At 32.3% G+C, this 18,802-nt stretch carries 24 protein-coding genes; all 24 read left to right on the plus strand.

The genetic code is table 11. The features are described 5' to 3' along the window. Positions 1-285: 285 nt before the first annotated feature. Complete coding sequence (locus VIM70_RS07005; RefSeq protein WP_331945028.1) at positions 286-411, plus strand: YjfB family protein; 126 nt, start codon at positions 286-288, stop codon at positions 409-411. A 109-nt stretch (positions 412-520) separates the two neighbouring features. Further along, positions 521-802, plus strand: coding sequence for a hypothetical protein (locus tag VIM70_RS07010; protein ID WP_331945029.1), 282 nt, complete (start codon positions 521-523; stop codon positions 800-802). Between the two features lie 264 nt (positions 803-1,066). Next, positions 1,067-1,408 carry a hypothetical protein gene (locus VIM70_RS07015; RefSeq protein ID WP_331945030.1) on the plus strand — a complete coding sequence of 114 codons (342 nt, stop codon included), beginning with the start codon at positions 1,067-1,069 and terminating at the stop codon, positions 1,406-1,408. Positions 1,409-1,545: 137 nt separating this feature from the next. After that, positions 1,546-2,379, plus strand: a complete 834-nt coding sequence (locus tag VIM70_RS07020; protein WP_331945031.1) for a flagellin — start codon at positions 1,546-1,548, stop codon at positions 2,377-2,379. A 487-nt stretch (positions 2,380-2,866) separates the two neighbouring features. Continuing rightward, positions 2,867-3,277 (plus strand): flagellar basal body rod protein FlgB, encoded by a 411-nt coding sequence (gene flgB, locus VIM70_RS07025; RefSeq protein ID WP_331945062.1) that lies wholly within the window; start codon positions 2,867-2,869, stop codon positions 3,275-3,277. A gap of 6 nt (positions 3,278-3,283) precedes the next feature. Beyond that, positions 3,284-3,718 (plus strand): flagellar basal body rod protein FlgC, encoded by a 435-nt coding sequence (gene flgC / locus VIM70_RS07030; RefSeq protein ID WP_331945032.1) that lies wholly within the window; start codon positions 3,284-3,286, stop codon positions 3,716-3,718. Between the two features lie 11 nt (positions 3,719-3,729). After that, the gene (gene fliE / locus VIM70_RS07035; RefSeq protein WP_331945033.1) at positions 3,730-4,035 is read left to right on the plus strand and encodes a flagellar hook-basal body complex protein FliE; all 306 of its coding nucleotides are present in this window, start codon (positions 3,730-3,732) and stop codon (positions 4,033-4,035) included. 15 nt (positions 4,036-4,050) lie between these two features. After that, a complete protein-coding gene (fliF, locus tag VIM70_RS07040; RefSeq protein WP_331945034.1) occupies positions 4,051-5,607 on the plus strand; it encodes a flagellar basal-body MS-ring/collar protein FliF in 1,557 nt (518 codons plus the stop codon). Positions 5,608-5,613: 6 nt separating this feature from the next. Next, positions 5,614-6,627, plus strand: coding sequence for a flagellar motor switch protein FliG (gene fliG, locus VIM70_RS07045; RefSeq protein WP_331945035.1), 1,014 nt, complete (start codon positions 5,614-5,616; stop codon positions 6,625-6,627). Continuing rightward, positions 6,617-7,363: a hypothetical protein gene (locus tag VIM70_RS07050; protein WP_331945036.1), complete on the plus strand. Its 747-nt coding sequence runs from the start codon at positions 6,617-6,619 to the stop codon at positions 7,361-7,363. Before fliG ends, VIM70_RS07050 begins: the two co-directional genes overlap by 11 nt. A 17-nt stretch (positions 7,364-7,380) precedes the next feature. Further along, on the plus strand, positions 7,381-8,688 hold the full coding sequence (gene fliI / locus VIM70_RS07055; protein WP_331945037.1) for a flagellar protein export ATPase FliI: 1,308 nt from the start codon (positions 7,381-7,383) through the stop codon (positions 8,686-8,688). Positions 8,689-8,736: 48 nt separating this feature from the next. Further along, complete coding sequence (gene fliJ / locus VIM70_RS07060; protein WP_331945038.1) at positions 8,737-9,189, plus strand: flagellar export protein FliJ; 453 nt, start codon at positions 8,737-8,739, stop codon at positions 9,187-9,189. A gap of 100 nt (positions 9,190-9,289) precedes the next feature. Beyond that, positions 9,290-10,828, plus strand: a complete 1,539-nt coding sequence (locus tag VIM70_RS07065) for a flagellar hook-length control protein FliK (protein WP_331945039.1) — start codon at positions 9,290-9,292, stop codon at positions 10,826-10,828. Positions 10,829-10,881: 53 nt separating this feature from the next. Beyond that, a complete protein-coding gene (locus tag VIM70_RS07070; protein ID WP_331945040.1) occupies positions 10,882-11,535 on the plus strand; it encodes a flagellar hook capping FlgD N-terminal domain-containing protein in 654 nt (217 codons plus the stop codon). Between the two features lie 35 nt (positions 11,536-11,570). After that, positions 11,571-11,969 (plus strand): TIGR02530 family flagellar biosynthesis protein, encoded by a 399-nt coding sequence (locus tag VIM70_RS07075; protein WP_331945041.1) that lies wholly within the window; start codon positions 11,571-11,573, stop codon positions 11,967-11,969. Between the two features lie 75 nt (positions 11,970-12,044). Beyond that, positions 12,045-13,169: a flagellar hook-basal body complex protein gene (locus VIM70_RS07080; RefSeq protein ID WP_331945042.1), complete on the plus strand. Its 1,125-nt coding sequence runs from the start codon at positions 12,045-12,047 to the stop codon at positions 13,167-13,169. 113 nt (positions 13,170-13,282) lie between these two features. Then, complete coding sequence (locus tag VIM70_RS07085) at positions 13,283-13,474, plus strand: flagellar FlbD family protein (protein ID WP_331945043.1); 192 nt, start codon at positions 13,283-13,285, stop codon at positions 13,472-13,474. Between the two features lie 11 nt (positions 13,475-13,485). Continuing rightward, entirely contained in the window at positions 13,486-14,298 is an 813-nt protein-coding gene (locus VIM70_RS07090; RefSeq protein ID WP_331945044.1) for a motility protein A, read from the plus strand. Beyond that, entirely contained in the window at positions 14,291-15,025 is a 735-nt protein-coding gene (locus VIM70_RS07095) for a flagellar motor protein MotB (RefSeq protein WP_331945045.1), read from the plus strand. The genes VIM70_RS07090 and VIM70_RS07095 overlap by 8 nt, the downstream gene beginning before the upstream one ends. Continuing rightward, positions 15,022-15,474 (plus strand): flagellar basal body-associated FliL family protein, encoded by a 453-nt coding sequence (locus VIM70_RS07100; RefSeq protein WP_331945046.1) that lies wholly within the window; start codon positions 15,022-15,024, stop codon positions 15,472-15,474. Before VIM70_RS07095 ends, VIM70_RS07100 begins: the two co-directional genes overlap by 4 nt. A gap of 8 nt (positions 15,475-15,482) precedes the next feature. After that, on the plus strand, positions 15,483-15,863 hold the full coding sequence (gene fliO / locus VIM70_RS07105) for a flagellar biosynthetic protein FliO (protein WP_331945047.1): 381 nt from the start codon (positions 15,483-15,485) through the stop codon (positions 15,861-15,863). Then, on the plus strand, positions 15,847-16,671 hold the full coding sequence (fliP, locus tag VIM70_RS07110) for a flagellar type III secretion system pore protein FliP (RefSeq protein ID WP_331945048.1): 825 nt from the start codon (positions 15,847-15,849) through the stop codon (positions 16,669-16,671). The genes fliO and fliP overlap by 17 nt, the downstream gene beginning before the upstream one ends. A gap of 10 nt (positions 16,672-16,681) precedes the next feature. Beyond that, positions 16,682-16,951 (plus strand): flagellar biosynthesis protein FliQ, encoded by a 270-nt coding sequence (gene fliQ / locus VIM70_RS07115; RefSeq protein ID WP_331945049.1) that lies wholly within the window; start codon positions 16,682-16,684, stop codon positions 16,949-16,951. 11 nt (positions 16,952-16,962) lie between these two features. Further along, entirely contained in the window at positions 16,963-18,801 is a 1,839-nt protein-coding gene (locus VIM70_RS07120) for a fused FliR family export protein/FlhB family type III secretion system protein (RefSeq protein WP_331945050.1), read from the plus strand. Position 18,802: the final 1 nt, after the last annotated feature.

Below are 18,802 nucleotides of genomic sequence, written 5' to 3' on the forward strand. Positions count from 1 at the left end.
TTAGGCAATAATTTAATTTGGAATCTATCTTCTCCTACAATAAATGGCATCGTATCAACCCCTTACAGTATATATTCGACACCAATGAGCTAATTCCTTTTTGATTTAAAACTTACTGTATTAATTGTTAGACAGACTCACGTCCGGTTCTGTGAGGGGCTTGGTGAAGCGATTCACTGAGTCTACTCGACGGTGTAAAGTTTGGCATTAGGGTAAATGTGAGGTAATAAAATGGATATAGTGGCATTATCAATGATAATGAGTCAATCAAGATTACAGTAAAATGTGGGGATTGCAGTAATAAAGATGGCGATGGACACTGTTAAGGAAAATGCTATTCAGCTGACAAAAATAATGGAGAACGTTGCAGTTGACCCTAATGTAGGACAGAACTTGGACACATGGGCATAGGAATGAAAAGAAAAGAAGAACTAAAGCACTTATTTTAAAACACAATTTATTATTTTAACTTCAGTTGGAATATGATATAATATAAGAAAAAGATTTAGGTGGTGGATTTGTGGATAAGGCAATATTAGATATTCTGAAAGAAGTGCAAAGTGATATGAAATCAATGCAAGGTGATATGAAATCAATTAAAACAACCCAGGGGGAGCATACTCAAATATTGAGAGCTTTAGAACATAAAACTGATGTTATATCTGCTGAGCAGGAAAATTTAAAGCATGAAGTTGCAGAAATTAAAGGTGAAATTAAGAGCATGAGAAAAGACATGAGTAGTGTGGAAATTATTACAGCAAATAATTGGGCAGATATCGCAAAACTAAAGGCTGTAAAATAATATATTAAATGCACGTAACATTATATATAGAAAATATTAGAATGAGCATTAATGACTGGATGATAGTTGTTGGTGCTCATTTTGTTGCAGGAGATGAGTTAGCTGCACCCATTCAATGAATACAATTAGAGAGTTTTTTATATTTTATGTAAAGTTATTAGTACTTTAAACGAAGTATGAAGTAAATTAATAAATAATTGACCATAGATAGTTATTACTTTAAATTAAGATAACTTTAAGATATGGAGAGGAAGGCGATGTTCCTTGATCAGAAATAATCAAGTTTCCATTCAAGTAGAATCAATAGAGAAAATTATTAGGGAATTAAATGAAATAAGTATCCTTTGCCCGGAACCATATTTACAAGCTAAAGTGGAAGGATTACAGAGTTTTGTTTCTAGTATTCTTAATTCAGGTACTAAATCATCTGTTGAGGATATAATATATGAAAAAATGGTTGAAGTTAAGCACTCAAGTCCAGAACTTCATTTGAAGTTGTATATGTTATATAGAGACCTTGTGTGTGGTAGGGTATCAAAGGAGGATGCCATGATATCCTTTGAAAGTTCCTTAAGTTTGTTCCCGCAAGATGTGATGGTATATTAACGTATATAAAGCATAGGTATAAATCAAAGATTGCAATATTGGGAATAGTAGTTTAATAAAATATCTAAAGTAAAATACATTATCTCCGATATATTAAAATAGAGAGTAGTTAAAAAAACTTTTATGGAGTTGATTTTATGAGAATAAATACTAATACAGCATCTATAAATATATATAGAGAATACAGTAAAAATCTAATTAAACAGAGTTCATCTTTACAGCGAATATCTTCTGGAATTAAAATAAATAGCGCAAAAGAAGATCCTAATGGAATTGCTAAAAGCGAGAGATTTAGAATGCAGATAAGAGGGCTTCAAATGGCTGGGAATAATTGTCAAGATGGGGCAAGTATGCTTCAAACTGCAGAAGGGGGTCTTGATGGTATTACTAGTAGTTTGCAAAGGGTTAGAGAATTATTAGTACAAGCTGGAGGAGCTACAACTGATTCGGATAAAAAGGATATACAAAGTGAAATAAACCAAATGTTAGCTGGAGCAAATGATATGGCAAATAATACTGAGTTTAATGGAGTTAAGCTTTTATCTGGTGGTAAAAATGATGGTACTTCTACTTTAAAAATGGTTACAGGTGCTAATGTAGGAGAAAAAGTTGACATACCTATATATAACCTAACTACAGCTGTAGAAGGACTAAATCTTACATCCGTAGATGTAAATAAGACAGATGAATCACTAAACAGTCTAGACAATGCCATAAAGGTTATCGTTGGTGCGAGAAGTAAATTTGGAGCTTTAGAGAATAGATTTCAAAGTAGTTATGATTCTATAACGCAGATATCAGATAAAACACAAGCTGTTGAAAGTGGAATAAGAGATACAGATATAGCTACAGAGATGGTGGAATATTCTAAGGATAATATTCTAATTGAAGCTGGGACTGCAATGATGGTCCAATCAAATCAATTACCTCAAGATGCATTAAAAGTATTAGAAAATATTAGAAGCAGATAAAGAACTCATAAAGTTAAAAAATATAATGTTAGAAGTAGACAAAGAACTCGGTTTTCAGGGTTCTTTTATTTTTTTTGACATTTATTTTACAATTTTAAATTCTTACAAATAGGTGACGTTCTCAGGACCTTAATTAAAAGTTAACATCTTGTTCATGCAACTTAAACCCTTAAAACGCGTATATACTATGTATTAATGAATTAATTTATAGACAAATTGCAACAATAATGTATAATATAATTATGGAATAAAGACAAAATATTAACATGGTATAAGTTAACAGAAGATAAACATAAACCTTGAAAATTGTACTTTAATAGTGGAATGTTGCAACTTGAGTTTTAAAGTTAATTTGGTTAAAAAAAATAATGAAATAAATATTCACTATTATAACAAAATAGTATATAATTATGGTTATAAAGTGGAATATATTATCATCAAGGAAAAATAATTCATTATATGTATAAATGATACATTAAGGGAGATGATGATTGTGAATATAATTGGAACGTCTACAAGTGGAGATACATATGACTTATTGAAAAAAAGTATGGATGCCTCTGCACTAAGAAGTAAAGTTAGTGCAAATAACATTGCGAATATTAATACAAAAAACTACAAAGCGTTATATGTTACATTTGAGGAGACATTAAATGACAACATGGCCGCAGATACAATGAAAACTGATAATAGTAAACATATTCAAGCAGGTAGTAGCAGTGGGGAAATTACAGTGAACAGAGATGAGACTACTAGCGCTAGGCAGGATGGTAATAACGTAGATATAGATCTTGAAATGACTAATCAAGCAGCAAATACCTTAATGTATGATGCTCTTGTTTCACAGGTTAACAGTAAGATTTCACTCACAAGTTATGTTATAGGAGGGGGAAGGTAGTAAATTATGAATGATGCTTTTATGGCAATGAGAATAAGTTCAAGTGGACTAACAGCAGAAAGATTAAGAATGGATACAATAGCTTCTAATGTAGCAAATGCAACCACTACTAGAGGAGAAAATGGACAACCTTATATAAGAAAAGTAGCAGTATTTCAAGAAAACTTGCAACAAGAATTTGATAAAAGTACTGGTACATACAAAACAAGTTTTAAAGGAGTTAAGGCTGTTGGTATTGAAAATGATCCTTCTCCTTTAAGGCGTGTCTATGACCCATCAAATCCAGATGCAGGTAAAGATGGATATGTTTCCATGCCAAATGTAAATATTTTAAATGAAATGGCAGATATGATTGCATCTACAAGAGCATATGAGGCAAATGTAAGTGCAATGGCTGCTGAGAAAAGTATGTTTTCTAAAGCTTTAGAAATAGGTAAATAGGAAGGTGTTTTATGATTATTAATACTAATGTAAACAATACTAATGCAAGCAATGCAACAACACCTGATGTAAATACTGATAATTCTAGTGCTAATAGTACTAGTTTTTTAGATACATTAAAAGAAAAATTAGATGGAGTTAATGATAAGCAAATAGCTGCAGATGATATTACCCAAAAGTTTATAAAGGGTGACGAAACAGATGTTCAAAAGGTAATGCTTGCTACTCAAGAGGCAAAGTTGTCTTTAGACTTGGCTGTACAAATTAGAAATAAACTTGTAGATGCCTATGATGCATTTAATAAAATGCAGATATAGGAGAGGAGTAAGAATATGAACAAGCTACTTGAAATGAGAAATAAGTTCTCGCAAGTTTGGGGAAACTTAAGCAAAAACAAAAAAATATCTTATACTATACTTGCGGGCGTAATCCTAATAGCCATTATCTCTTTTATAGTAGCAGCATCTTCAACTAAATATGATGTGTTATTTTCTAATTTGTCAACACAGGATTCTGGTGCAATGCTGACACAGTTAAAAACGGATAAGGTGAGTTATAAGGTAAGTGGTAACAGTATACTTGTGCCTAAAGCACAAATCGATACCATTAGAATGCAACTTATGTCAGAGGTTCCCCTTACTGATGGAAGTAAGGGATTTGAACTTTTTGATACTAGTCAATTGGCACCTACGGATGCACAAACTAAAATTATGTACCAAAGAGCATTATCTGGTGAAATTGAAAGAGCTATTAAATCTTTTTCGGAAGTTGAAGGGGCTAAAGTTAATTTGGTTTTACCAGATAATACTGCTTTCGTCAAAGCAACTGATCCCGCTACGGCATCAGTGGTATTAAAACTTAAAGCAGGTGCTACGCTTAATGATGGTCAGGTCAAGGCAATAGTTGCATTACTAACTGGAGCTGTGCAGAATCTTCCAAAGGAAAACGTGAGTATAATATCCGATAACTTTAAACTTTTAACGGATGGACTTTATGATAAACAAAAGGATACTGTAACTAATTCTACAGATGCGCAGCAAGCATTAAAAGCACAAGTTGAAAAGGATTTACAAGATAAGATAATGAATGTACTTGCTCCTGTATATAAAGATGGGGTGAAGGTTTCTGTGAATGCAGATCTTAATTTTGATGCACTTACAAGGAAATCAACTACATATGCTACAAAGGGAGCGGTCGTAAGTTCGCATGATGTTGAAACATGGAACGGCGGTACTAGCACCGGTTTATCAACTAGTCCTGTAGATAATGCGACGCAAAACACATCGCCAACAACTACTAAAGATGGAACCATTGTGAACAAAGATAGTACAAAAAATTATGATGTTTCACAAACAGTTGACAACATAGTGACAGCACCAGGAGCAGTTAAAAAAATTACTACTTCAGTAGTACTCGATGGTAATTTAGACCAAGCAACTAGAACTTCTGTAAATAATTTAGTTGCAGAAGCTACAGGATACTCTGGGGCCAGAGGAGATACTATAAGCATAGAAGGTTTGAACTTTAATACTGATGCTAAAAAAACGGCTCAGCAGGCACTGCTTGATATAGCGAATGCTGACAAAGCAGCTGCGGCTAAAGTGTTATATACTCGAATTGCATTTGGGGTTTTAGCTATTTTAGTATTTATTATTTTGTTAATTGTACTTCGTAGATCTAAAAATAAAACAGAATCAATTTCTGGTGGTATTGATATGACAATTGGAGATAATATTACTCCGAAGCAACAAGAAGTATTTGCTCCTATTGAATTTGAATCTAGTGATAAAAAATCTAATATGGAAAAGCAAGTTAAGGAGTATGCTGCAAAAAAACCAGAACAGGTTGCAGATATAATTAAGTCTTGGCTTACAGAAGATGAGAGGTGATAAATAGTGGCTAAAGGTGGAAAACTTACAGGAATTCAAAAAGCAGCTATATTATTTATAACTTTGGGCCCAGACGCCTCATCGGGAATAATAAAAAAATTACCGGAAAAGGATATTCAAAAGATTACCTATGAAATTGCAAATATAACTTCAGTTAAAGCAGAGCAAAGACAGGTAATTTTAGATGAGTTTATGGAAATGAATAAAGCTAAGGATTTTCTTTTAGAAGGTGGAATTGATTATGCAAGGAATTTGCTTGGAAAAGCACTTGGTGCACAGAGGGCGAAGGAAATATTAGACAAGGTTATGGAAGAAACTCAACAATATAGACCCTTCGCAATAGCAAGGAAAGCAGATGCGCATCAACTTTTGAATGTTATATCTAATGAACACCCGCAAACAATAGCACTTATTATGTGTTATATGCAGGCAGATAAGGCTGCTCAAATTATGGCCGAGCTTCCACTTGATTTGCAAAGTGATGTATCTTATCGAATAGCCACTATGAGCAGTATTTCTCCTATGGTAATCAAAGAAATTGAAAAAGTTTTAAATGGAAAATTATCTTCTGTTATTCGAACAGATAGTGCGGTTATTGGTGGAATTGAATCTTTGGTGGGTATTTTAAACCAAGTAGATAGAACCACAGAAAAAAATATTACAGAGGGTCTTGAAAGAGAAGATGCAGAACTTGCAGAAAAGATTAAAGAATCTATGTTTGTATTTGAAGATATTGTTACATTGGATGATGTTTCAATACAAAGGACTTTAAGAGAAGTAGATACTAAGGATTTATCTCTTGCATTAAAGGGATGTTCAGAAGAAGTATCAAACAGTATATTCAAAAATCAATCAAAGAGAGCAGCAGCTTCACTAAAGGAAGATATGGAGTTCCTCGGACCTGTAAGGCTTATGGATGTTGAAAAAGCACAACAAAAAATTGTTGGAATTTTAAGACGTTTAGATGAAGCAGGTGAAATTGTACTTTCAAGGGGTGGTGAGGATTCAATTGTCCTTTAATGTAATAAAAAATTCAAGAGTTACAAATCAGGGCGACAAGGAAATAAATACCCAGTTAAGTAGAACACCTGCCATGGGAATTATGGATGCTCACAACCAAGTTAACAATGCTGACATGGATAGTTATGAAAATATAGCAAGTAATATTATAGAAACTGCACGACGTGAAAGTGAAACAATTAGATCGAAGGCCCTTGTCGACGCTGCAGAGATAAAGTCTTTGGCCTATGACGAGGGAAAAGAACAAGGCAATAAGGAAGGTTATGAACAAGGATATAACGAAGCTATGAGCATAGTTATGAAAGAGGCTGAGGTTGTGAAGTCCAAGGCTGATTCTATATTGTTAGAGGCAAAATCAGAATATAATAATTATTTATTACAAAAAGAAAAACATATAAAAGCATTAATTGTAACTATTGCTGAGAATATATTAAAAAAAGAAGTACAAGCAGCAGATACATTAAATGAAATGATTTTTAATAATTTAAAGACTGAAAGAGATATAAAATTATACATTATAAAAGTTAATAAAACTCATTTTGAGATGGTAAAGAGCCAAATTGAAAACTATAAAAATAAGCTTGCGTTTCAAGGTGATATATTTGTAATAGAAGATGACTTTTTAGATGATGGAACTGCTGTAATTGAGAAAGAAACAGGTAAAAGTATTGTAAGTATATCTTATGGTATAGAAAAAATAATAGAAATATTTCAGGAAGAGCAATTACAAGTATAGAAAAGGCGAGGGTCATTATGATAGCTCTAAATTTTGAATATTTACTGAAAAAAATTCCGGATATTAACTTCACTTATTCTGAAGGTGTGGTAAAAAATGTTATAGGACTTACAATTGAAGTTCAGGGAATAACAGCTTTTGTTGGTGAAGTATGTAACATTTATAATATATCAAATGATGAGATACCTTGCGAAGTTGTTGGATTTCGGAATAAGGATGTAATCTTAATGCCTCTTGGAGAACTAGTTGGTATATCACCAGGATGTAGAGTAGTACCAACTGGGAGTCCACTGAGTGTTAAATGCTCTGATGAGTTGTTTGGAAGAGTTCTAGATGGCTTAGGGAACCCACTAAATGGCGGTGAAATTACTAAATACACAGCATATTCTTTGAATGCGTCTCCTCCAGATCCTTTAAAGAGGCGGAGAATAAAAGAAATTTTGCCTACTGGAATTAGGGCAATTGATGGATTTTTAACATGTGGGGAAGGTCAAAGAGTTGGTATATTTGCAGGAAGTGGAGTAGGTAAGAGTACAACTCTTGGAATGCTTGCAAGAGGAGCAAAAGCAGATGTAAATGTTATTGCACTTATTGGAGAAAGAGGACGTGAGGTTCGGGATTTCCTAGAAAAAGATTTAGGAATCGATGGCATGAAAAAGTCCATTATCGTATGTGCAACTTCTGATAAACCAGCATTAGTAAGATTAAAGGGTGCATTTACAGCAACTGCTATTGCAGAATATTTTAGAGATCAAGGGAAAAAAGTTATCCTAATGATGGATTCTGTAACAAGATTTGCTATGGCACAAAGGGAAATAGGACTAGCTATTGGGGAACCTCCGGCTAGTAAAGGCTATACTCCATCTGTTTTTGCAATGTTACCTAAACTAATGGAACGTAGCGGAATGTCAGATAAGGGGTCTATTACAGCTTTTTATACTGTCCTTGTAGATGGTGATGATTTCAACGAACCAATAGCAGATGCTGTACGTGGAATTCTTGATGGACATATAGTTTTATCTAGAGCACTCGCTGCTAAAAACCATTACCCAGCTATTGATATTCTAAGTAGTGTAAGTAGATTAATGCCTGAGATAACTACAGTGGAGCATAAGAAAGCTGCTTCTCTGGCAAGAGATTTAATGGCAACTTATAAAGATTCCGAAGATTTAATAAATATTGGTGCTTATGTAAAAGGTAGCAATGAAAAAATTGATAATGCAATTAAGTATAATGACAGCATAGAAACATTTTTAAAGCAGGATACAAAGGATAATACAGATTTTGAGGTTAGTATAAATGTCCTGAAAAATATGTTTGATTAAAGGTTTGTGTGGGTTACTTCGTGGGTTGTTAAGAAAGGAGTTTTTATATTGGGTGAGGCATACAAGTTCAGACTTCAAAAACTTCTTGATATTAGAAAAGATTTTGAAGATAAAAGCAAAATTGAATTTAAGGAAGCACAAAGAGAAAAAAACATTGTGGAAAATGAGCTGAAAGAATTACAAAAAAATTACAAAATTCATAGAAATATAGATGGCTATGAATCAATTATTAATCAGAAGATTAAGCAAAACTATTTGAATGCTCTAAACTATTCAATTGATAAAAATACAATGATACTAGAAGATAAAGGTAAAATATTAGATCAAAAAAGAGAAAAATTGAAGTTATGCCAAGTCGAAAAAAAAACTGTAGAAATTTTGAAAGAAAAGCAAAAGTTTGCTTTTCTAAAAGAACAAAATTTGATAGAGCAAAAAAGTAATGATGAGTTTGCACTTTTTGCTTTTATTAGAAATAACCGAAATGCACATGGAAATAAATAGACACGCCTAGAATAGGCGGACATACTTAGGGGTTATTTATTTCCATGTGTGTTAACACTATTGTGTTAACACTATTGTGTTAGTAAGGGAGGTGAGAAAAGTGAATGTAAGTAATAATGTAATAACATATCCTACTCCTACAAAAATTGATATACCAAAACAACCAGATAGAAAAGAAGAATTTAAAAAGGCTTTAGATGATCAAACACTGCAATCTAGCAATTCATCAAATGATGATGTTGATAAAACAAATAATAAAAATGAAAATTTAGATGAAGCAAAAAGTGAGAACTTGGATAAAGCAAATAACGAATATCAAAGTGATGATGTTGGAAAAACTAAAGTAGAAGGCGGTACATCAAAGAGTTTGGATGAATCGGACACTGGCGATAAGGTAAACACAGAGAAAAACAATGATATAGAAGAATCTATTAAAGAACTAAAGCAAAACATTGATAAATTGCCAAAGGATTTGGCTAGCAAAGATAGTAAGAAAATAGTTGATGCTCTAAAAAAAATTATTGATGTGTTAAAGCAAAATGTTAAGAAGTCGTCAGGAAAGTTGGAAAGTAAGGATAAATCTACCGATGAAATGGCAAAAATGCAGCAGTTACTACAATCTTTGACCTTTATGGTTCAAAGTATAAACAAAACTCCAGTTACTAAGACTTCGGAAACTGAAATAAATTCTATCAATACTGAACAATTAAAAGTCGGAGAACAATTAACAAGTGGAGAAAAATTAACTTCTGATGAGAAGGGTACTTTAAAAAATAACCTTAATGAAATAGTATCATTGATGGAAAAGCAAAAGGAAAATAACAAAGTTTCTTCTGAAATACTTGGGGTGCTACAAAAACTAACTACTGAGGTTAAGGAGGGACAATCTGATTTAAACTTAAAAGGTCCTATTCTTCAAACTGGTAGTCAAAATAGTGAAGACAAATCAATAAAAGACAATTTAATAAAAATGGTAATAAAACAAAGTACAAAGACAACTTCTGAAAGTATTTCTAAAAATCAAATGCAGAGTTCCACTGATTCTAAAAAAGACAATAAATCTTCAGGGAGCAGTAATTTTGATGAAAAATTTCTAAATAAATTGCTTGGTGGAGATAAAGATGATGTAAAAATATCAAAAGTAGTTAATTTTATGAATCAATTTCAAGAGGTAAAAACTTCGTATACAACTAAAGTACAAAACACAAACTTAGTAATTAATAAAAATAATTTTGAAGTAGATGTTATTAAATCTATAAAATTTATGGATTTAAATAATATTAAGAATTTAACAGTAAAAATGAATCCTAAAGAACTTGGAGAAATAACAATAAAACTTACTATGGAAAGTGGAATTATGAAGGCTAGTATATTGGCTCAAAATAAGGAAACTTATAACTTGTTGAATCAGAATATTCAAGACGTTCAGGATAGATTAAAAAATATGGATATTAAAATTCAAAACTTAGATATTAATGTCTATGAGGATTCAACCTTTTTTAACAAGAACCCTAATGAAAACAATAATAGCAATGGAAAACAAAATAATAACTCAAAAACTAATATTGTTATAGACGATGATGTTGCTATAAGCAATAACTATGTTATAGAGGACAATCAGGTAAATAAGTTTGTTTAGTCACGATTTGCGTACAAATACAGATGAAAATAAATATTTAAGGGGTGATATAAATGACAACAACACTTTCAAGTGCAGATCAAGCTGCTTTAACAAGGGCTACAACAAGGGGAACTACTATTGTAAAGAAAGGTGCGGCAATGGACCAAAATTCTTTTTTTAAAATACTTTCTGCGGAACTTACTAACCAAGATCCCACGAATGCTAAAGACGGTACAGAATTTGTAGCTCAAATGGCACAATTTTCGTCTCTCGAACAAATGTCTAATTTAAATAGCACTATGACCTTTTCAAACGCAACTTCACTTACTGGTAAGTTAGTAGCCTTTAGTAGTTATGATGAAAAAGGAGTCCAATATGGTGGTACTGTCCAGGCGGTTTATAAAGATTCAGGTACGACTTATATGGCAGTGAAAATGGCAGATGGAACTACAAAAGATTTCCCAGCTGACACCTTATCAGATGTTATAGATGTACCAGATGCTACATTAACTAATTTAAATGGCAATACAGCATTTTCTTCGGCTATAAGTTTAATGGGTAAACAAGTTACGACGGCAGCTTTAGCCGATGGTAAAGTTTATACAGGAACTGTTAAAAGTGTTACTAAAGCTACAGCTGGAACTAATTTAACTATTTCTTATCAAGAAAATGGCGAGGAAGTTACTAAGGATATAAGTTACAATGACATTTCAAAAGTAGGATAAATGTTATTAATTAAAATGGTAAGGTGATGTTCAATATGTCTTATAGAGTTGTAAATGGAAAATTATATTCAACGGCAAACTTTCCTGATTATTCGGGCCTTAGTCTGCAAAATAAAAATACTAAAGCTAATAAAGATGAAAATAACTTTAATAAAATTTTAGATAAGCAGATAAAAAAAGAAGGTTTTACAATATCGTCTCATGCAGCACAACGGCTTAATAGTAGAAATATTGATTTGAATGATGTTGATATGAAGAAGATTAATGAGGGAATCAATATGGCAGACAGTAAAGGTGCTAAACAATCCTTAATACTATATAAGGACATGGCGTTAATTACTAGTATTAAAAATAGGACTGTAATTACCGCAATGGATAAAAATCAAAGTACAGGAAATGTAATAACCAATATAGATAGTGTAGTTATGATATAAGCTGGACCTTTTAGGGAGCTTAACTTTGTGGAATGACAGAAGCAAAGTAATTACTAAAAAAATGGGGGTAATATTATGTTAAGATCATTATATGCTGGAATAAGTGGTATGAAAGTAAATCAGGCAAAATTAGATGTTATAGCAAATAATATAGCTAATGTTGGAACTACAGCTTTTAAAAGTTCAAGAGTTAGATTTCAAGATATGGTAAGCCAAAGTATGTCTGAATCATCCTCATCATCAACAAACCAAGGAGGAGTTAACGCAAAGCAGATAGGACTAGGAGTACAAATTGCAGGAATAGATACAATGGTTGGTCAAGGTATGATGCAGCCAACATCTAGAAATCTAGATGTTGCTGTGGATGGAGAAGGTTATTTAATGGTGGCTAAAGGAGCAGTGCCTGCTACCAATGCTGCTGGTACTACTGGAATGAGTATATCTTACACAAGAGATGGTGCTTTAACTTTAGACGATAAAGGTAATTTGTTAAATTCTGATGGATTAAGAGTTTTAGGATATGCTATTAGTTCAACATCAACGTCTCCTGCGTCTACTAGTTTAACATATGCTGCTAGCAAACCGACATCAGTATATGTGAATGCAAACGGAACTTATAAAGCAGGTTCAACCCTAATACCTCTTGTAATACCAGATGTAATTACCGTTCCAGCTGTTGCTCAGGTTGGAACACCTGCAAGTGCTGATTATGCTGCAGCAATTCCTCAGGTTGGTGTAGTCGGTGATCCTAACTATGCTGCAGCTGTTGCTCAGGTTGGAACAGCCCCAAGTGCTAATTATTCTGCAGCTGTTTCAGCACACACCTCAAGAATTACAACTTTTTCTATAGAAAAGGATGGAGAAATAAAAGCAGTTTTAGAAGATGGGTCTGTATCAGTTCTCGGACAAATCGCTATGGCTTCCTTTAAGAATCCGGCAGGGCTAAAGAAGGAAGGTGGGAATTTATTTACAAACACCTCTAATTCAGGAGCAGCTGTTGTTAGATCAGGAGTTGGTGCTACTCAAGATAACAGCGGAGGTTACGGAGATATGCTTCAAGGAATGCTTGAAATGTCAAACGTTGATCTAGCTGAGCAGTTTACAGATATGATAGTTGCTAGTAGAGCTTTCCAGGCAATGGGTAAGACAATTAATACTGGAGATGAAATATTACAGGATATAATAGGTTTAAAGAGATAGTATAAAATATATAAATTAATGTGAATTTGTTATAAGTCTTAGATGTTTCTAGTATTTAAGACTTACAAAATTTCTTAAAACTAAATAACAGAATATATCATAGGAGGGCGCCCATGATACGACTTACAGGATTAAATAAAAAAGAATTTGTTTTAAATGCTGAAGTTATAGAAAAAATTGAAACAATGCCGGAAACATTAATAACTTTGGTAAATGGAAAGAAGTACATAGTACTTGAGAGTACAGAGGAAGTAATTGATGAAATACTAAAGTATAAGAAAAAAATATTTGCTGGTATTTTATAGGAGGCAAAGGAATGAAAAAACATGATATCTCCACCTCTATTGGCATTATAGCGGGGATTGGGTTAACCATTTGGGGGATGGCATCTGGTGGCACTAATTTAAGAGTATTTTTTGATCCTGCTTCTATTGCAATAACAGTGGGAGGATCCTTTGCTGCACTGCTTATAGCTTATCCTATTTCAGCTATGAAGAGAGTAACAAAGATCATAGTACAATCTTTTAAAGAAAGTACCTCATCTAGTATAGAGATAATTAATATCTTTACAAATTTATCTAAAAAAGCTCGAAAAGATGGGATTTTATCTATTGAAGATGAAATGGCTTTAATAACAAATAAATTTTCTAAAAAAGGAATTCAAATGGTGGTTGATGGAATTGATCCTGAAACAATAAAGGAAACTATGGAACTAGAAATAGATGAAATGGAGAGGCGTCATACTGATGGAACTAATATGTTAAAGGCTTGGGCGGCTTATGCACCGGCTTTTGGTATGCTTGGCACTCTTATAGGACTTATTCAAATGCTTTCTAATCTAAGTGATTCATCAGCCATAGCTTCTGGTATGGGGAAAGCTTTAATAACTACATTCTATGGTGCGTTACTTGCAAATTTAATATTATTGCCTTTGGCACAAAACTTAAATTACAAATCTACTGTAGAAGTAAATAATTGTGAAATGATGCTTGAGGGAATACTGGCAATTCAATCTGGTGTAAATCCAAGAATTATTGAAGAAAAATTGATTTGTTATTTATCGCCAATTGATAGAGCTAAATTAATAGAGGATGTAGCCAAAAAAACTGGGGTGACAGAGAATGTCTAGAAGAAGAAGTGCAAGACCTGTGGTGCGGACAGACGGTTGGTTAACAACTTTTGCAGATACTATGACACTTCTCCTAACTTTTTTCATAGTATTGTATTCTATTTCTACAGTTGATGCCTCTAAATTTAAACAAGTTGCATTATCTCTTCAATCCCAATTAACTGGTGAAACAGGAAAAAGTGGCTTGAATTTTAATGTGACTAATGGAGATGTTCCATTAGTGGGGAAACCTTTATCAGCTACGTATAACACTAATGATACACAAGAGATATATACGAAGGTTCAAAGTTTTATAAAAGACAAGAAATTACAATCTACAGTAGTAATAAAATCGGACAATAGGGGAGTTATCCTTCAACTTAGGGAAAATATTATATTTGAGAGTGCAAATTCACAAATTATAGCTAAAAGCATACCAGTGTTAAATTCAATAAATACTTTAATAGCTACATTTCCTAATGACATTGTAATAGAGGGACATACAGATAATCAACCAATTAGTAATTCTAAATATAAAAACAATTGGCAATTATCATCTGATAGAGCGCTTGTTGTACTTGAGTATTTTGTAGATATTAAAGGTCAAAAACAACCAAATCGATTTACTTCTGTTGCTTGCGGTGAATATGAACCTATTGCACCAAATAATAATGAGGAAAATAGGGCTTTAAATAGAAGAGTTAACATTCTAATTGTTACAAACGGAAAGGAGGCCATTACAAAATGAGTGATAAACCTAAAAAAGGAAACGGTCTTAAAATAGTTATTATAGTTTTATTAGTATTGATCGTGGTTGGTGGGGCAGCTTTTGGAGGGATGTATTTGGCCGGTCAAAAGGGGACAAGCACAACGCCTAAAGTTGTTGTAGTAAATGAGATAACATATTCTCTAGATGAATTCTTATTAAATCTAACTGATGTAGATTCAAAGCGTTACCTAAAGGTTATTATATTTATTGGGTATGAAGATAATAAGAAGTTAACTACAGAATTGGATACAAAAAAGCCGATTATTAGGGACGCAGTCATTGCAATACTTAGAGAAAAGAAAACTACGGATTTTAATACTACAGCAGGTGTTGATCTTATTAAGAATCAGCTAATAGCTACGATAAATCCAACTTTAACAACAGGAAAAATTTCTCATATATATTTTAATGATTTGTTAGTACAGTAGGTGATTAAATGATAGATGGAGAATTCTGGGTTATGATTTTTAAAATTATAATATTCTTACCATTCATCTTGCTTATATTATATTTATCCTTAAAATATGGTGGGAGCAAACTTCGCAAATTACAAGATGGTAGATATATGAAAATATTAGATAGGGTTGCACTGTCTAAGGAAAATAGCATTGTAGTTGTTAAAATTGGTGATAAAGCATATGCCGTATCATCAAGTACAAAGGATATACGTATTTTATTTGAATTACCAAAGGACGAAATTATTAATATTGAAAATTCTAAAGATATTCCTCAATATGATGACATAAAGGATTTATTTAAAAAACACATTTTGAAAAGGGAAGTTAAAGAGGAAGTAAAATATGAAAATAAAAAATAAAAATTTGTTAATTTTTGCTCTGTTTCTGGTGATAATCAGTATAGCTACCATACACATTGCAAATGCAACTACACTACCAATACCTAATATTAAAATCTCAGTTGATAATGCAAATACACCAAAGGAATATGTTGATAATATTAAGTTATTATTACTTCTCACAGTACTTACACTGTTGCCTTCGTTTATTATAATGTCTACTAGTTTTGTAAGGATAATTATAGTTTTATCTTTATTTAAAAGTGCTATAGGCGTTCAGAATGCAATACCTAAAGAAGTTATAATGGGACTTGCACTATTTTTAACATTTTTCACTATGGCGCCAACATTTACAACTGTATATAATGATGCTTTAACTCCGTATTTAAATAATAAAATAACTCAATCGGTAGCAATTGAAAAGGGATCAAAACCCATACGGGATTTTATGTTAAAGCAGACAAGAGCTAAGGACTTAAAACTTTTTTTAGACGTAGGTAAATTAGAAGATACAGTCAAAAATCAAGTTGATGCAAATGGTAAAGAAATATTGAAGAATGGAAAACCTGTAGTGACTTATGACAAAGTACCTTTATATGCGGTGGTGCCATCGTTTATAATAAGTGAACTAAGGCGAGCGTTTGAAATGGGATTTTTACTATTTATACCTTTTGTTATAATAGATATCGTTACTGGTAGTATTCTAATGGCTATGGGAATGATGATGTTACCACCAGTTATGATTTCTCTCCCATTTAAGTTATTGTTATTTGTTATGGTTGATGGGTGGAATCTACTTGTAAAAGCATTAATTATGAGTTTTAGTTGAGGTGAATTAAATGACTGAGAGTATTGTATTATCTATAATAAAAGATGCTATTTCTACTGCAATATTGGTATCTGCTCCAATTTTACTTACAGCCACCGTAGTGGGGCTAATTATAAGTATATTTCAAGCGACTACTCAAATTCAAGAACAAACATTAACATTTGTACCAAAGTTAGTAGCAGCAGCTTTAATTGGCTTATTAATGGGTAGTTGGATGCTTCATATAATGATTGAATTTACAACAAGAATTTTTGCACTTATTGCTAATATGGGAGGCTAGGTGGAATCACATTGATTAATACCATTTATATTTTAGGCTTTATCATGGTGCTACTGCGAATATCATCATTCTTTATGAGTGTACCAATTTTTTTTCCCACTGGTTCCCCTGTGATGCTAAAGGTTGGATTTTGTGTTGTTTTCACTTTTTTAATTATGCCAGGTGTTAATTATGGAAATGCAAATCTAATTACAAGCAATGCAGCGCTCATTGTATTTTCTATATCAGAGGTTGTCACTGGGTTAATGTTAGGTTATATAACAAAATTTTGCTTTTACTCTGCACAAATGGCTGGGCAGCTAATGGATTTTCAGATTGGGTTTTCTATGATGAGTATGTTTGATCCAATATCTAATGATGAAGTTACCTTGCTTGGATCATTACTTTACAGAATAAGTTTAGTAATGTTTTTCATTGTGGATGGTCATCATATGCTAATAAGGGCAATCATTGACTCCTTCAACAGTGTTGAAATTGGAAAGTTTGTACTTAATCAGCAGACAGCTATGATGATGGTGAAAATTTTTATAGAGTTTTTCACACTTGGTTTAAAAATAGCAATACCAATTATTCTAATAGTTATTATAACAGATTTGTGTATTGGCCTTGTTTCAAGAACAGTGCCACAATTAAATGTTATGATTTTAGGTATGCCAATAAAAATATTAATAGGACTAAGCTGTTTTTCTTTAGTGCTTCCAGCTATTATAACTTTAATTGTAAATTCTTTTTATACTATTCCAGATATAATTAAAGCTTTTTACAAGGTAATACCCCTACTGATATTTATCTCAGCGGATAGTGGTGAAAAAACAGAAGATGCTACTCCTAAGAAGAAAAGCGAATCAAAGAAAAAAGGACAAGTAGCAAAAAGTAAAGAAATATCTTCTACTGCTACATTGCTTACATCAATACTTTTGATGATTATGTTAGGTGCTTATATTTTAGATAATTTAAAAGCTATATTGATTCTATTTTTAAATAATTATTTAACATTTACGCTTACTGATTATACTTTTAAAACAGTGCTTCTTGTATCAATCATGAAATTTGGAATTTTAATTTTACCAATTATGGTTCCTATTATGATAACAGGAATAATTGCAAGTTTAATGCAATCTGGTTTTATATTTACAGGTGAACCACTAAAACCTGATTTAAAGAAATTAGATCCTATTAGTGGATTCAAGAAAATATTTTCTATGAGATCTGTGGTTGATTTGCTAAAAAATCTCGCTATAGTAACTGCTATATCAGTTATAGCTTATAATTTTGTTAAAGGTAATTATTTAGATATAATGACATACGGAAGTTTAAAAATAGAGGCTGTTTTAGGGGTGTTTGGAAGTCTTGTAGTAGGTATATTCTTTAAAATTGCGATATTTATGCTCATAATATCCATAATTGATTTTTCGTATCAGAAATACAAGCATAATAAAGAATTGAAAATGAGTGTACAGGAGATTAAAGAAGAATATAAACAACAAGAAGGAGACCCACAAATCAAATCGAAGATTAGGCAGAAACAAAGAGAAATGGCGTCTAGTAGAATGATGCAACAAGTTCCAGATGCTACGGTAGTTATTACAAACCCTACTCATTTAGCTATTGCTATTAAATATGAGCAAGGGGGGGAAGGTGCTCCTATTGTTGTAGCTATTGGTGCAGATAATGTGGCAATAAAAATAAAAGAGGTTGCAAGCGAAAATGATATTCCAATTATTGAAAATAAGCCTTTAGCGAGGCTCATATATAAGGAACTAGATATAGGCTCAGAAATCCCAGCTGATATGTATCAAGCTGTGGCAGAGATATTAGCATTGGTATATAAACTCAAGAAAAAAGAGTAAA

The sequence above is a fragment of the Clostridium sp. genome (assembly GCF_036569345.1).
Classification (GTDB): domain Bacteria; phylum Bacillota; class Clostridia; order Clostridiales; family Clostridiaceae; genus Clostridium_AD.

What these genes read in the sequence shown, in the direction of transcription:
- VIM70_RS07020 (WP_331945031.1), top strand. Translation starts at nt 1,546, where the DNA reads ATGAGAATAAATACTAATACAGCATCTATAAATATATATAGAGAATAC.
- flgB (WP_331945062.1), top strand. Translation starts at nt 2,867, where the DNA reads ATGATTGTGAATATAATTGGAACGTCTACAAGTGGAGATACATATGAC.
- flgC (WP_331945032.1), top strand. Translation starts at nt 3,284, where the DNA reads ATGAATGATGCTTTTATGGCAATGAGAATAAGTTCAAGTGGACTAACA.
- fliE (WP_331945033.1), top strand. Translation starts at nt 3,730, where the DNA reads ATGATTATTAATACTAATGTAAACAATACTAATGCAAGCAATGCAACA.
- fliF (WP_331945034.1), top strand. Translation starts at nt 4,051, where the DNA reads ATGAACAAGCTACTTGAAATGAGAAATAAGTTCTCGCAAGTTTGGGGA.
- fliI (WP_331945037.1), top strand. Translation starts at nt 7,381, where the DNA reads ATGATAGCTCTAAATTTTGAATATTTACTGAAAAAAATTCCGGATATT.
- VIM70_RS07070 (WP_331945040.1), top strand. Translation starts at nt 10,882, where the DNA reads ATGACAACAACACTTTCAAGTGCAGATCAAGCTGCTTTAACAAGGGCT.
- VIM70_RS07075 (WP_331945041.1), top strand. Translation starts at nt 11,571, where the DNA reads ATGTCTTATAGAGTTGTAAATGGAAAATTATATTCAACGGCAAACTTT.
- VIM70_RS07080 (WP_331945042.1), top strand. Translation starts at nt 12,045, where the DNA reads ATGTTAAGATCATTATATGCTGGAATAAGTGGTATGAAAGTAAATCAG.
- VIM70_RS07085 (WP_331945043.1), top strand. Translation starts at nt 13,283, where the DNA reads ATGATACGACTTACAGGATTAAATAAAAAAGAATTTGTTTTAAATGCT.
- VIM70_RS07090 (WP_331945044.1), top strand. Translation starts at nt 13,486, where the DNA reads ATGAAAAAACATGATATCTCCACCTCTATTGGCATTATAGCGGGGATT.
- VIM70_RS07095 (WP_331945045.1), top strand. Translation starts at nt 14,291, where the DNA reads ATGTCTAGAAGAAGAAGTGCAAGACCTGTGGTGCGGACAGACGGTTGG.
- VIM70_RS07100 (WP_331945046.1), top strand. Translation starts at nt 15,022, where the DNA reads ATGAGTGATAAACCTAAAAAAGGAAACGGTCTTAAAATAGTTATTATA.
- fliO (WP_331945047.1), top strand. Translation starts at nt 15,483, where the DNA reads ATGATAGATGGAGAATTCTGGGTTATGATTTTTAAAATTATAATATTC.
- fliP (WP_331945048.1), top strand. Translation starts at nt 15,847, where the DNA reads ATGAAAATAAAAAATAAAAATTTGTTAATTTTTGCTCTGTTTCTGGTG.
- fliQ (WP_331945049.1), top strand. Translation starts at nt 16,682, where the DNA reads ATGACTGAGAGTATTGTATTATCTATAATAAAAGATGCTATTTCTACT.